The organism is Acidobacteriaceae bacterium (genome assembly GCA_028283655.1).
In the GTDB taxonomy this organism is placed as follows: Bacteria; Acidobacteriota; Terriglobia; order Terriglobales; family Acidobacteriaceae; genus Granulicella.
In genome coordinates, this window is sequence record JAPWKE010000002.1 from 109,159 (window position 1) to 122,726 (window position 13,568).

9 protein-coding genes are annotated in these 13,568 nt (G+C 60.7%); 6 read left to right on the plus strand and 3 right to left on the minus strand.

From position 1 onward, the window contains the following. The first annotated feature begins 257 nt into the window (after positions 1-257). From PW792_02050 to PW792_02075, 6 genes are all read left to right on the plus strand, one after another. Positions 258-4,160, plus strand: a complete 3,903-nt coding sequence (locus tag PW792_02050; GenBank protein MDE1160708.1) for a protease pro-enzyme activation domain-containing protein — start codon at positions 258-260, stop codon at positions 4,158-4,160. Positions 4,161-4,208: 48 nt separating this feature from the next. Next, positions 4,209-7,661: an FG-GAP-like repeat-containing protein gene (locus PW792_02055; GenBank protein MDE1160709.1), complete on the plus strand. Its 3,453-nt coding sequence runs from the start codon at positions 4,209-4,211 to the stop codon at positions 7,659-7,661. 99 nt (positions 7,662-7,760) lie between these two features. Continuing rightward, on the plus strand, positions 7,761-8,117 hold the full coding sequence (locus tag PW792_02060; protein MDE1160710.1) for a cytochrome c: 357 nt from the start codon (positions 7,761-7,763) through the stop codon (positions 8,115-8,117). A 23-nt stretch (positions 8,118-8,140) separates the two neighbouring features. Further along, positions 8,141-8,527: a hypothetical protein gene (locus PW792_02065; GenBank protein ID MDE1160711.1), complete on the plus strand. Its 387-nt coding sequence runs from the start codon at positions 8,141-8,143 to the stop codon at positions 8,525-8,527. 176 nt (positions 8,528-8,703) lie between these two features. Then, positions 8,704-9,630, plus strand: a complete 927-nt coding sequence (gene lipA, locus PW792_02070; GenBank protein ID MDE1160712.1) for a lipoyl synthase — start codon at positions 8,704-8,706, stop codon at positions 9,628-9,630. A gap of 63 nt (positions 9,631-9,693) precedes the next feature. Continuing rightward, positions 9,694-10,074, plus strand: a complete 381-nt coding sequence (locus PW792_02075) for a hypothetical protein (GenBank protein MDE1160713.1) — start codon at positions 9,694-9,696, stop codon at positions 10,072-10,074. Between the two features lie 20 nt (positions 10,075-10,094). On the opposite strand, the gene PW792_02080 is transcribed toward PW792_02075, so the two are convergent. From PW792_02080 to PW792_02090, 3 genes are read right to left on the minus strand one after another with little or no spacing between them, the layout of a single operon-like run. Further along, positions 10,095-10,469 carry an RNA-binding S4 domain-containing protein gene (locus PW792_02080; protein ID MDE1160714.1) on the minus strand — a complete coding sequence of 125 codons (375 nt, stop codon included), beginning with the start codon at positions 10,467-10,469 and terminating at the stop codon, positions 10,095-10,097. Between the two features lie 12 nt (positions 10,470-10,481). Then, positions 10,482-11,384: an SDR family oxidoreductase gene (locus PW792_02085; protein MDE1160715.1), complete on the minus strand. Its 903-nt coding sequence runs from the start codon at positions 11,382-11,384 to the stop codon at positions 10,482-10,484. Positions 11,385-11,435: 51 nt separating this feature from the next. Beyond that, the gene (locus PW792_02090) at positions 11,436-13,553 is read right to left on the minus strand and encodes a molybdopterin-dependent oxidoreductase (protein ID MDE1160716.1); all 2,118 of its coding nucleotides are present in this window, start codon (positions 13,551-13,553) and stop codon (positions 11,436-11,438) included. Positions 13,554-13,568: the final 15 nt, after the last annotated feature.

The window sequence follows — 13,568 nt, forward strand, 5'->3', positions numbered from 1 at the left end:
ACGGTTCGGCGCAAGGAGTCGTTCTGCGATCTTTACAGTCGTGTTTCGAGATGTACGCTCATCTCCAAGCAACACAAGTTATCGACACATAGGTCACGCTCCGCACAGTTTCGCGATCCCGCTTCATAAGTGGGTGGTTCTAAGAAACAGGTCGAGTGACCCCTTGTAGCAGTTAGTTCGTGCAGGGCCGTCTCGCATATTTCATGCAGACTGCCATGTTTCGACGTACCGATTTGTAGCCACTCAGGAGTTTTGCGATGATCCGTAACGCACTGTACCGCACGCTGTGGACAGGAGCTGCACTCGCAGTAAGTGTTTTCTCTTTGGCACCTATGAGCGCGCAGATAGCCCCTGCCGCGCGTCGCATCACGACGACCGTAAATAACGCCGATCGTGTCTCACTCAGCGGAAGCCTCCGTAAGAATCTCAAGGCCGCCACCGATCTCGGGTCCGCAAACGCGTCCATGCCCGCGCGGCATGTCATGATGACGCTCCAGCGCAGCGACGATCGTCAGGCTGCGCTCGACCAATATCTCAGCGACGTGCAGAACCCCGACTCCGCGCAGTATCACCAGTGGCTGACGCCGATTGAGTACGGCGCGCGTTTCGGCGCCTCTGCCGATGATGTGCAGGCGATCACCGCATGGCTGCAATCTCAAGGCCTGACCATTGAGAAGACCTCGCCCGCTGCCAACGTCATCACCTTCTCGGGAACTGTCGGCCAACTGCAGGCTGCCTTCTCTACCTCCATCCACTCCGTGATGTTGAACGGCGAGAAGCATGTCTCGGCGCTGTCAGAGCCGCAGGTTCCGCGCGCCATCGCACCCGCGGTTAAGTCCATCATGGGCCTCAGCGACTTCCATCCGCACTCCAATCTTCAGCATGGCGGAACGGCAACCTTCAACTCGAAGACGCGCCGCATCGAACCGAACTTCACGCTCTTTGACTCGGCGAGCAACTCATACCTTTACGTAGATCCCGCCGACGCGGCGACCATCTACAACACGCCAAACAGCGTGATGAACCCGAACTACAGCGGCACAAATTATGATGGCACAGGCGTCACCGTTGGCATCGTTGGCGACTCCAACATCACGACCGCTCCGGTCGTAAACTACCGCACCGCGTTCCTCAACGAGACGACCAGTACCGCTAATCTGCCCACGGTCATCCTCGACGGTGAAGACCCCGGCATCAACAACGATGAAGAGGAAGCCTTCCTCGACGTCGAAGTTCTCGGCGGCCTGGCTCCGAAGGCAAAGATCAACTTCTATACCGGCAGCGACAGCGATCTCTCCGCTGGCCTCTTCAATGCCATTCAGCGTGCCATCAACGACAATACGATCAGCATTCTCAGCATCAGCTTCAGCGAGTGCGAAGCACTTGCTGGTACGGCCACAACGCAGGGCATTGCTGAACTCTTCCAGCAGGCTGCAGCGCAGGGCATTACGGTTCTCGTCTCTTCGGGTGACTCCGGCTCAGCGAACTGCGATGCTGACTCCGCTACCTCCGTGGTGAACGGCCTTGCGGTCAACGCTCTCGGCTCTTCCCCTTATAACGTCTCCGTCGGCGGAACCGACTACCCAGCGCTCGCCGCAAACTTCAGCCAGTACGCTGACAGCAAGCAGACTGGAAACCCGCCTTATTGGCGTACGGCGATCTCCTACATTCCAGAAGTTCCGTGGAACGACTCCACCAGCACTATCGGTAGCTTTGCAAACAACACCCCGTTGTTGAGCGCCGGGAAAACAAATGTCATCGGCGGTGGCGGCGGTAAGAGTTCGGTCTTCACGAAGCCTGCTTTCCAAAGCGCACTCACGCCTGTAGACGGCGCGCGCGACATGCCTGACGTCTCCTTCCTCGCGGCAAATGGTTTGTATAGCGCTGTGTGGGCTGTCTGCCTCGACACCACCGACTGCGCAAATGCGAGCGGCGAGTTCACCTCGGGTGCGACCTTCGAAGGCGCTGGCGGCACCTCGGCTTCCACGCCTGCCTTCGCCGGCATGTTGGCTCTCGCGGTGCAGGCCACCGGCGCTCGACTCGGCCAGGCGGACAACGTTCTCTACAACCTCGCGGCGACCAAGTACAGCACGGTCTTCCACGACATCACCAGCGGCAACAACGCCGTCGTCTGCACCGCAGGCAGCACCAACTGCGGCTCAAACGGCTTCACCACCGGCTACGACGCCGTCACCGGTTATGACCTCGCCTCCGGTCTCGGCAGCGTCAACGCTGCAGCGATGATCTCGAACTGGGCCGCCGCAAAGGGAACCAGCTCGACGACGACGATGACCATCAACAACTCTACGTCGCCGGTAAGTGTCACCCACGGCACGAGCCTCAACTTTGCTATCGGTATCAACCCCACCACTGCCACCGGCAGCGTAGCTATCGTGAACACCGCACCCGCCGCGGCCGCTGGCGGCCCCACGCTGAACGGCGCACCGTACACGGTCGCGATCAGCAACGGTGCGGGCAGCACCACCTACAACGGCCTTCCGGGCGGTCAATACACGGTCTACGCCAACTACAGCGGCGATGCCAGCACCGCTGCCAGTCAGTCCACTCCCATCAGCGTCAACATCGCAGCAGAGAACAGCTCCACCAAGCTCTGGCTCAACGTCTATGCACCAAGCGGCAGCCCTCTTGCGAGCCAGACCACGATCCCTTACGGTTCGTACGTCTTCGCAGAAGGCTCCGTCTACGGAACGGCTGAGGGCTACGACGCTTCGACCGGTCTTTCGGTCGGAACGCTTACCTACAGCGACAACGGCGCAAGCATCGGCACAGCGCCAATCACCAGCGCAAACTTCGCGTCCTTCCCGGTAGCTTCTGCAACCACATACGCTTACGCCGTCGGTTCGCACAAGCTCACCGCAACCTTTCCCGGAGATACCAGCTACAAGGCCAACACCTCCAACGAAGTCGACTTCACCGTTGTGAAGGGATCGACAACGCCGATCCTCTACCCGACGTCGAAAACCGTCACCTCGTCCACCAACGACAACATCGAAGTCGACATCACCACCGCAAGCCTGGGCGTAGCTCCTACCGGAACGATCACGCTCACTGCAAACGGCAAAACACTCGGTTCGACGTCAACCTTCCTCACCGGCTACGAAAGCGCTGACGATAGTGTTGTCTCCTATGTGGTCTTCCCGGTCGCTGGCTCGCAACTAGCCAATGGCAGCAACACCATTACGGCAACCTACTCCGGCGATAGCAACTACAGTGGTTCCACCGGAACGACGACGGTCACCGAATCGCAGTCGTCCTTCACGTTGAAGACCTCGGCGATCAGCATCAATGCTGGCGCTGCCACCGGCAACACCGCAACTCTCTCGGTCGTCCCTGCAGGAAGCTTTGCCGGCCTGGTCGATCTCTCGTGCACGGTCACCACCGTGCCCGCGAACGCCACCAGCCCCGTAACCTGCACCGTGCCCGCGTCCATCCTGGTCACTGGTACCGGTACAGTCACCGGCACGCTCACGGTCAACTCCACGGCGAGCACCACAGCCGGGTCGTACGTCGTCACCATCACCGGCAAGGACGATGCGACCAAGAGCATCACCGCCACGACCACCAGCACGATCACCGTCACGGGAACTCCCGGAGTCACCCTCGCGAACAGCGCACCCATCACGCTGACGGCAGGTGCCTCCTCGGGCAATACCTCGACGCTGACCGTTACGCCGACCAGTGGATTCACTGGCGCCGTCAGCCTTTCCTGCGCTGTGACGATGGCTCCTGGCAATGCTGTCAACCCGATAACCTGCGGTCTCTCGCCGGCATCGGTCACCATCAGCGGCACTACGGCATCCACTTCGGTACTCACGATCGCTTCCACCGCTCGCACCACGAGCGCGCTTGATCCCACGCGCAGCATCCTGCGTGGAGTCGGTGGAACGGTACTCGCATTCGGGCTCTTCTTCTTCGTCCCTACGCGTCGTCGCCGTCAGCTTCGTGGCCTGGCAGCACTCATCGTGCTGGTCTCGCTGGGCAGCATGGTCGGTTGCGGTGGAGGTGGTTCGGGCAGCAACGGTGGCAACTCTTCGCCGACGCAGTCCGGCACCACGGCAGGAGCCTACACCGTTACTGTCACCGCAACCCCCACTGGTGGCACCGCGCAGACAACGACCGTCAGCGTGACCGTGAACTAACGCGTGTTCGCAAACAACTTTCGTACTTCACAACACTTAGGAGGCTCCATGTTGCATTCCTTGTCTCGATGGTTCTCCCGCGGTGCCGCTTCGGCGGCACTGCTCTCCGCAGCCTGTTCCGGCGTGGCGTCGGCACAGTTGCGCCACTACGTCGCGCCTGATCGCGGCCTCAGCACATCGGCTCGTCTGCAGGCGCGTTCTGCGTCGACGCTCAAGACGCCAGCCGACATGCTGTTGACTCCGTTCCTTAAAGCGCATGTATCGAAGTCGTCTTCGTTAACGAACGGCGCGCTTCAGACGATGGGTACGCCATACGCCACCACGCCTTCATTCGGCGGCTATGTCAACGCTCCAATGTTCAGTGCTCGTACCAGCGCCTCGCTTGCTACAGGCACCTTCAACAACGGTGTTACCGTCGAACTCGGCGCCGACTTCGATAAGGACGGCAAGACGGATATCGCTGTCTTCCAGCAGGATGGAACACTCAACATCCTGATGAACGACGGCAAGGGTGGCCTCAGCACTCCCGTCAGCTACCTGAACCCCAACTACCAGAGTGGCAGCATCAATACGGCTTACGCTGTCGACGTCAATAACGACGGCTACCCCGATATCGTTGCGTACGATTACAACAACAACACCACCATCACCTGGATCAATCTCAAAAACGGCACGTTCAACGCGGCTGTCACCACTGCGCTTGATACAGCCCACGGCTACCCGAACATGGTGTACATGGCGGACGTCAACGGAGATGGCAAGGCCGATCTTATCTTCGCCACCATTGCTCTCGCTGGCCGCACCAGTGCTACGGTCTCTCTTGAAACGCAACTCGGCGCTGGCGATGGTACCTTTGGCACTCCTGATGCAGCAAAGGTTGAGTCTTTCTCCTTTGCTGCTTCCGGCATCATGCCGACGCAGGATGGCATCGCGGTTGCCGACATCAACGGTGACGGCAAGATGGACATCGCCATCTCCATCGACGAACGCCTCTCGCAGAGCGTCGGTACCTATACCGTGGCAACGGCACTCGGTAATGGTGATGGAACCTTCACCGGTCTGGGAACGACGCTTCCGATTGCGATCTCTGCGGTCTCCGTTGGAAACTCTGGCGCCGTGGCTTATGACAGCTCCATCCTCAGCTTCGCTGATGTCAACGGCGATGGAAAGCTCGACGTTGTCGCAGACGTAAACGGCACGCTGCAAAGTGCTCTTGGCAACGGCAACGGAACCTTTGGCACTGCCGTCAGCACAGATATCTCCGCAATCATCAGTGCTGACGATACCGTTCTGCTTGACGTCAATGGTGATGGCAAGCTGGACGCGATCGTAGATGGCGGCACGCTAGGCGTCTACCTCGGCAACGGCGATGGTACCTTCGCGCCGATCGCTTCGGGTTCGCAGTACGTCACCGATCCTTCGTCTGGTTCGCAGGCTATGGCTATCGCAGACTTCGACAACGATGGTGTTCCAGACATCGCGTTGCTCGGCGGCGACTACAAGCAGGTCTCTCTCTTCTCCAATACGGGCAAGGGTGGCTTCCGCGGCGCTCCGATCGTTACTGCGGAGAACGATCCCAACGGCCTATACAGCACGCTGCTCACCAGCGGTGCTTATACGTCGAGCGGTTACTCCAGCCCCTTACTTACCTATTACGGCGATACGTCCACAGACCTCGTCACGATGGTTGGAGATGGCAAGGGTAACTTTACCTCGGTCAAGGCTCTTCCGGCCTTCCCTGCAAACGTAGAGTACTTCCAGCCTATCCACGCTGACTTCAACGGTGACGGGCTCGAAGACATCGTGTACTCCGACACCACAGGCGGCGTGTGGGTTGCGCTCTCCAAGGGTGACGGCACCTTCGCCACGCCTGTTTCCGCTGGCCTTCCTACCTCAGCTTGCCCCGTGTACTACGGTGCTGCTGGCGATGTAAACGGCGACGGCAAAATCGATCTCGTCATCCCTTACGGTGGCGACATCGCCTGCGGTAACTCGGGTGGTGGAGCTTCTGGCTACTTCGTCGCTCTCGGCAACGGCGACGGCACGTTCTCCGCACCTACCTTCACCGCGACCGGCACCGAACTCTACAAGATCGTACTCGGCGACATCAACAACGACGGCAAGCTGGATATCGTCATCGACGACGTCCCGTTCATCTACGGTTCGGGCTTCGAGGTCTCCACCGCTCTTGGCAACGGTGACGGCACCTTCGGCACGCCGAGCATCATCGTGCAGAACTACCTGGTGGCTGATGTCGCTGTGTCGGATATCAACAACGACGGCAACCCGGACCTCGTCATGAGCGCTGAAGAAGTTACCGGTACGAGCGTTTCCACCGGCGGCATCCTCACCGTCACAGGCAACGGCGACAACACCTTCAACTCCTCCAACATGATCGGTATGGGCAACTTCTTCTACGGTATCCAGGTCGCCGACATGAACAACGACGGCAACCAGGACATCGTGGCGACGCTCTACTCCACGGTCGCTCAGCCCGTGAACTACTATGGCATGGTCACGCTCCTCGGCTATGGCAACGGTCAGTTCACTGCTCCGTATAACTCTCTCGAAAGCCTCGGCAGCGAAAACCCGATCGTCGGCAACTTCGTCAACGATGCGGCTCTCGACGTCATCACGGCCAATGGGTACGGACCGGCACTCTTCATCGGTCAGGGAAGCTCCGCACTCACGCTTACCACCTCGGCTTCTTCCATCCCGTTCGGTACAGCGGAGACTCTCACCGCGGCACTGACCTCCAGCATGACCGGCCGCCCTGCAGCCACCGGCGCCGTCTCCTTCTATGACGGCACCACGCTGCTCGGGACCGGAACTCTCTCCTCCACGGGTACGGCGACGCTCACCGTCACCACGCTCGCAACCGGCACGCATGCGGTCAAGGCCGTGTACGCCGGAGACACCAACTTCAACCCTGCCACCTCCACCACGTCGTCGGTCAACGTCACGGCGGTAACCGCAGCCTTCACCCTCACCGGCACACCAGCCACCGTCAGCGTCAAGGGCGGAGCACAGGGCGTCGTCACGCTGAACCTCGCAGCAAACGCAAGCTTCAGCGGTGCGGTCACTCTCACCTGTGCGGGCATGCCGACCAACGGCACCTGCTCGATCAACCCCGGCAGCGTCACACTGACGGCTGGTGGTTCTTCGACGGCAACGCTCGTCATCGGTACGACTGGAACGCACGCTGCGCTGCAGCAGCGCTCGACCCCCTGGGAAGCTCCGGCAGCAGGCCTCAGCCTGGCCTCTCTGCTTGCTGTCTTCTTCGGTCGTCGCAAGCGCGTCCGCATGATCGCCGCTCTGGGTCTCGGCCTGGTGTTGTCGATGGGCGTCATGCTCACCGGCTGCAGCGATAACGGCAGCAACAGCAGCACTTCGTCGGCACCCACGGTGACAGCAGGAACGTACACCGTCACAGTAACGGCGACGGCAACCGGTAGCACTGCCACGGCACAGACCACCACGGTCAGCGTGACAGTTAACTAGCTTGCAGGGCTTTGCCTCCCGGGAGCCGGATCATCCGGCTCCCGATTTTTTTCCCCGAACCCCGAAAGTACGTCTTGATTTGCTACGCTAACGCCTAAGATGCGCTTCCGCCGCCTGATTCCGTTTCTGTCCTGTGCCTTGGGAGCGCTTGCGCTCTCCGGTTGCCATCGTCTGCCTCCGCCCAAGCCGCTCTCGCAGTTAAACGCAGAGGAGTCGCACGGCCATGCCGTCTTCCAGGCGCACTGCGCGCAGTGCCACTTCGACCGCTCCGACGGCTCGTTGCGCGGCCCCAGCCTGCTCGGCCTCACCAAGAAGCCCTACCTGCCCAGCGGAGCGCCTTCCAACGACGAACGCATCACCGCAACCATCCTCCACGGCCGCGACATGATGCCCGCCCAGCAGGACATCGACGACCTCGAAATGCACGACCTTCTCGCGTATCTGCACACGCTCTAGCCCGCGACCTACAATAGAAAGCGATGAGCACACCGCAAGAGTCCCAGCCGCAGCAGCCTCAGTTCCGCGTCCGTAAAGCCATCCTTCCCGGCATGGCCGCCATCGCAATGTTCCTTCTGCTGGTCACCATGCTCAACGCCTTCGCGGCGATGCGGGGCCTCTTCGGCACCGGCGCCCCCCGCGCAGGCATCCTGGGCGTCTGCACCTTGCTCCTGATCGGCATCTTCGGCCTGCTGCGTATGCGCCGCTGGGGATGGGCCCTGGTCACCGGTGGCTGCCTGGTCATCTCGATCGGCGACATTTACTTCTTCACGCACACGCACGCAGCCTTCTTCGTCGTCCGCGGCCTGCTGGAGCTCTGCTTCTTCCTCTACATGGTGCGTTCCGACGTCCGCGACCGCGTCAGCTAGAGCTTTTCACTCTGTCCTCCACCATCTTTGTCATCCCGAGCGGAGCCGCGGGCCCGCTTATCGCCCGCATAACCAGAACCACCACCCAGCCGCTACACGCTGGACCCTACCCCTAAACCTCACCTCTGCCGCTTACCGTACATCCCGCCCGTTTAAAGGCATAAAATAAGAGAGCAATGCTGCCAGTCGCCTCCGAACTCGTACAGATTGACCTCTCCCCGCGCAAGCCGCAGCCGAAGCCCGAGTGGCTGAAGGCGCGTGCGCCCATGGGCGAGACCTTTCACAATCTGAAGAAGCTGGCCCGCGAGCTCAATCTGCACACCGTCTGTGAGTCCGCACACTGCCCCAACATCGGCGAGTGCTGGAACCACAAGACTGCCACCTTCATGATGCTCGGCAACCTCTGCACGCGCCGCTGCGGCTTCTGCGCGGTGCCCAAGGGCCGCCCCGAACCCATCGACCACAGCGAGCCCGAGCGTGTTGCCTACGCCGTCGCTTCTCTCGGCCTCAAGCATGCCGTCATCACCAGCGTGAACCGCGACGACGACAACATTGGTGCGGCCTCTGCCTTCGTCAAAGTCATCGAAGAGATCCGCCGCCAGGCACCCGGCTGCCAGGTGGAAGTCCTCACCCCTGACTTTCAGGGCGTCGAAGAAGCGCGCCGCATGGTCGTCGCTGCCCGGCCCGAAATTCTGAACCACAACATCGAGACCGTGCCGCGTCTCTACCGCGTCGCCAAATCCGGCGGCCGTTATGAGAAGTCGCTGCACTTCCTCGATGCCGCCAAGAAGGAATCGAGCGAGCACCCTGACGGCCCCATCGTCACCAAGACCGGCATCATCGTCGGTATGGGTGAGGAGATGCACGAACTGCTCGCCGTCTTCCGCGATCTCGCCGACCGCAAGGTCGACATCCTCACCGTCGGCCAATACCTCCGGCCCTCGCGCGACCATCTCCCGATGGCTCGCTTCTACACTCCGGACGAGTTCGCCTTCCTCAAGCATGAAGCTTTAGGCATGGGTTTCCGCCACGTGGAGTCCGGTCCTCTGGTACGCTCCAGTTATCACGCTCACGAGCAAGCGCAGTCCACGGGCCTCGCGTAAAACCATTCCCCCGGCATCATCCTTCACGGCATGCCGTGTTGAAGGATGAAAGAAGGAGTTTCCATGCGTCGTGCCCTTCCGCTTGTACTGGCCTTTGCCGCTCTCGCTCTCACGGGTTGCCGTCAGCACACCACCGGCGACGTCACTCTGCGCGACCATAACAGCGATGACGTGTGGGATAAGCACGTAGACGACTGCCACCTCGGCCCCAACGGCCAGATCGTGCTCTACGAGAACCAGAAGCCGCTCCTCACGGTTTACCCCGATCAGCACGCCGTACTGCATGCACCGCAAGGGGATATGAACTTCATCCCCGCACCCACGGACGTCTACATCTCAAACCTGACCGACAACGGCGAAGGCCTGCACGGCCATCTCTCCGTTGTCTTTGAGCAGGGCAACGACCGCCTCTCCGCGGGCATTCTCATCAAAGGTTGCAAGTAGCAAACGACCGCAGATAGCGGCTAGCCACGTCCGCGAAAACGATTCAACATCCTGCGATCGCGCCCCGTCGGTTTCTCAACCGGCAGCTCTTCAAACTGGGCAAAGACCTTCTTCTCTGCCGCCAGCTTCATCCGCGCGTCCTTGCTCTCGTCGAACTCGCGATAGAGCGTCTGCGCCACGGCTGCAGGTCCACGCACTTCGCTCACCTGCAGCACTTCTACTTCAAAGAGCCCGGCGTCATTCGTAATATTCAAACGATCGCCCACGCGCACTTCGCGCGCGGCCTTCGCCAGCGCTCCGTTGGAACGAATGCGGCTCAACTCACATGCCTTTGACGCCAGAGCCCGCGTCTTGAAGAACCGCGCAGCCCACAGCCATTTGTCTATTCTTGCCATCGCCTCTTCAGGTTAGCCGACTTCAAGTCCACCCGTCGCACCATACACCTCTCCTGTCACATAGCTGGACTCCTGCGAGGCCAGCAGAACATACAGCGGAGCCATCTCCACCGGCTGTCCTGGTCGCTTCATCGGAGTCTCAGAGCCGAATGCGGGAATCTTTTTGCCAGGCTGTCCTCCGCTGGTCTGCAGCGGCGTCCACACAGGTCCCGGAGCCACACAGTTCACGCGGATTCCGTCTTCTGCCACCTGTCGTGCCAGTGCGCGCGTAAACGCCAGAATCGCTGCCTTCGTCGGTGCATAATCCAACAAGCTCGGCGACGGGTGAGTCGCTTGAATTGAAGCGGTTGTGATGATCGATCCACCTGGCGGCATCAGCTTCAAAGCCTCCTGGCAAACCCACATCAGCGAAAACACATTCGTCTCATACGTCTCCACCATCTGCTTCGTCGTCAGGTCGGCAATCTTGTCCACCGCGTGTTGCTTGCCCGCCACCACTGCCAGCACATCGAGTCCCCCAAGCTTTTTCGCTGCCTTCTGTACCAGCGACCGGGCGAAGCGCTCATTGCGCACATCCCCCGGCATCGCAAAGGCCCTCCGGCCTTCGGCTTCGATCAGCGCGATCACTTCCTTCGCGTCAGCCTCTTCGCTGGGAAGGTAGTTGATCACAACGTCCGCACCTTCGCGCGCAAACGCAATCGCCGCAGCACGTCCAATGCCGCTATCGCCACCAGTGACAAGCGCCTTTCGCCCAGGCAGACGTCCACTTCCGCGATAGCTTGTTTCGCCATGATCGGCCAGCGGCCTCAGCTTCTTGTCCAGCCCCGGAGCGCTCTGCTGCTGATGCTTGAACTTCGGGCGTGCGTACTGCTTCGTCGGGTCCTGCAGTGCGTAGATGTCTTTGATCGCAGCCATATGCTTCTCCTCGTTCAGGTCAGATGCACATCGCTCTCCACGCGTCGACGACTACGCTTTCGCCACCTCAACAAGCGTTGAGTAAAACGTCGCACCGCCGCCAATGTCGGTCAACCGCTGGCTTGTCAACGCATTCACGTTCTGCCCATCCTGCGACAGCTTCTGCCAGTCCAGCCTTGCCGCCACCACACCCTTGCCCACCTGTTCCTCAATCTTCGCCACAAGCTGCATCCTGCCGCGCTCGTTCCACACCCGCACCGCATCGCCGTTGCCGATCCCGCGCGCAGCCGCATCGTCCACATGCATCTCCAGAACGCCAGCGGTCTTGCGCTCCATCTTCTGGTGGCCTTCCAGATTCGCAAACGTGGTGTTCATGTAGTTGTCCGCCTTGCGCGGTAGAAACTGCAGAGGAAACTCAGCCGTCGCGTTCACATGTGACTCCACCGGCGCAAACCATGCAGGAACCGGCAGCATCTCTGCCTTGCCGTGCGACGTCTGAAACCACCGTGCGGAAGAGTAGGGGAGCGCATCCTGCTCGAAGCCCAGAGCCACGTGCCCTTCGCTCTCCAGCCGCTCCCTGTCGATGCCCGCCATCAGCGAGTTCTTCACGCTCAGGGCCTCATCGATCAACGCATCTTCGTCAACATCGAAGAGCTCCGCCTCAAATCCCATCCGCAAACCAAGCTGTCCAAACAGCCACACATTCGACCGTGCTTCGCCCAGCGGCTCAATCGCACGATGCGACATCTGCACATACCGGTGTCCATACGATCCCATCAGCTCTTTGTGCTCGAGAAACGTCGTCGCTGGCAGCACGATGTCGGCATAATCCGTCGAGTCCGTGAAGAACTGCTCATGCACCACCGTGAACAGGTCTTCGCGCTTCATTCCCGCCAGCACCTGCGTCGAATCCGGAGCCACCGCCGCCGGGTTGCAGTTGTATACCACCAGTGCCTTTACCGGTGGCCCGTCCAACTTCGTCAACGCATGGCCCAACTCGTTCATGTTCACCATGCGGGCCTCGCGTCCCAGCGAACTCTGCTGCATCAACTCCGGCCGCTGCAGCTTCGCTCCGTTGAACGCAAACGCTCCACTCATGGATAGCAGCACGCCGCCTCCACGCTGCTTCCACGCACCTGTAATTAGAGGCAGCATCGCAACCGCACGCGCCGCATTGCCTCCGTTGTCCGAACGTTGAATCCCGTAGTTCATGCGGATCACCGCAGGGCGGCGCCCATCGTGTCCTGCAGCTCCATAAGCCTTCGCCAGCCGCTCAATCGTCTCCGCATCAATGCCGACAATCGCAGCTGCACGCTCCGGAGCATACTCCGCCTGCAGCGCATGTTCGCGCAGCTCTCGCCACCCATGCGCGCACTCTTCGAGATAAGCCTCATCGTGCAACCCATCGCGAAACAGTACATGCATCAGGCTCAACGCCAGCAGCAGATCGCTCCCTGGCTTCACCACCAGGTGTTCATCCGCCAGCGCCGCGGTACGCGTGCGATAAGGATCAATCACGATCAACTTCGCTCCACTGCGCCGCGCCTCTTCGATGAACGGCCACAGATGAATGTTGTTGCCGTGGATGTTCGCGCCCCACGCGATGATCAAACCTGCATGGGCGAAGTCCTCTGGAGCCGGCCCAATGCGCGTGCCGTACACAAGGTTCAGCGCCTCCGCACCCGCGCTCGCGCAGATCGTGCGGTCAAGCTGCGAAGCTCCCAGCCGATGAAAGAACCGCCGATCCATCGAGCCATATCCAAGCTGCCCAATCGTCCCCGCATAGCTGTACGGCAGCACGCTCTCCGGCCCATGCTCACTCGCAATCGCGTGCAGGCGAGCGGCAATTTCGTCCAGCGCTTCGTCCCAGCGAATACGCTCAAAGGCCTCGACCTCTCTGCCTTTTTCCAGCGGGCCTTTCGCTACGCCACGCTTACGCCGCATCGGGTACAGCAGGCGTTCGGGCGAGTACACGCGCTCCAGGTACCGCGCCACCTTGCCGCACAGAAAGCCGCGAGTCACCGGATGCGCCGGGTCACCCTGCACCTTCGTCGCACGTCCCGTCGACTCATCAATCGTGACGAGTACCCCGCACGAGTCCGGGCAATCATGCGTACACACCGCGTGTATCTGGCGACTGGGCATACCATTGATTGTATGTCGCCCCATCTCTCGTCACGAGGC

What these genes read in the sequence shown, in the direction of transcription:
- PW792_02050 (MDE1160708.1), top strand. Translation starts at nt 258, where the DNA reads ATGATCCGTAACGCACTGTACCGCACGCTGTGGACAGGAGCTGCACTC.
- PW792_02055 (MDE1160709.1), top strand. Translation starts at nt 4,209, where the DNA reads ATGTTGCATTCCTTGTCTCGATGGTTCTCCCGCGGTGCCGCTTCGGCG.
- PW792_02060 (MDE1160710.1), top strand. Translation starts at nt 7,761, where the DNA reads ATGCGCTTCCGCCGCCTGATTCCGTTTCTGTCCTGTGCCTTGGGAGCG.
- PW792_02065 (MDE1160711.1), top strand. Translation starts at nt 8,141, where the DNA reads ATGAGCACACCGCAAGAGTCCCAGCCGCAGCAGCCTCAGTTCCGCGTC.
- lipA (MDE1160712.1), top strand. Translation starts at nt 8,704, where the DNA reads ATGCTGCCAGTCGCCTCCGAACTCGTACAGATTGACCTCTCCCCGCGC.
- PW792_02075 (MDE1160713.1), top strand. Translation starts at nt 9,694, where the DNA reads ATGCGTCGTGCCCTTCCGCTTGTACTGGCCTTTGCCGCTCTCGCTCTC.
- PW792_02080 (MDE1160714.1), bottom strand. Translation starts at nt 10,469, where the DNA reads ATGGCAAGAATAGACAAATGGCTGTGGGCTGCGCGGTTCTTCAAGACG.
- PW792_02085 (MDE1160715.1), bottom strand. Translation starts at nt 11,384, where the DNA reads ATGGCTGCGATCAAAGACATCTACGCACTGCAGGACCCGACGAAGCAG.
- PW792_02090 (MDE1160716.1), bottom strand. Translation starts at nt 13,553, where the DNA reads ATGGGGCGACATACAATCAATGGTATGCCCAGTCGCCAGATACACGCG.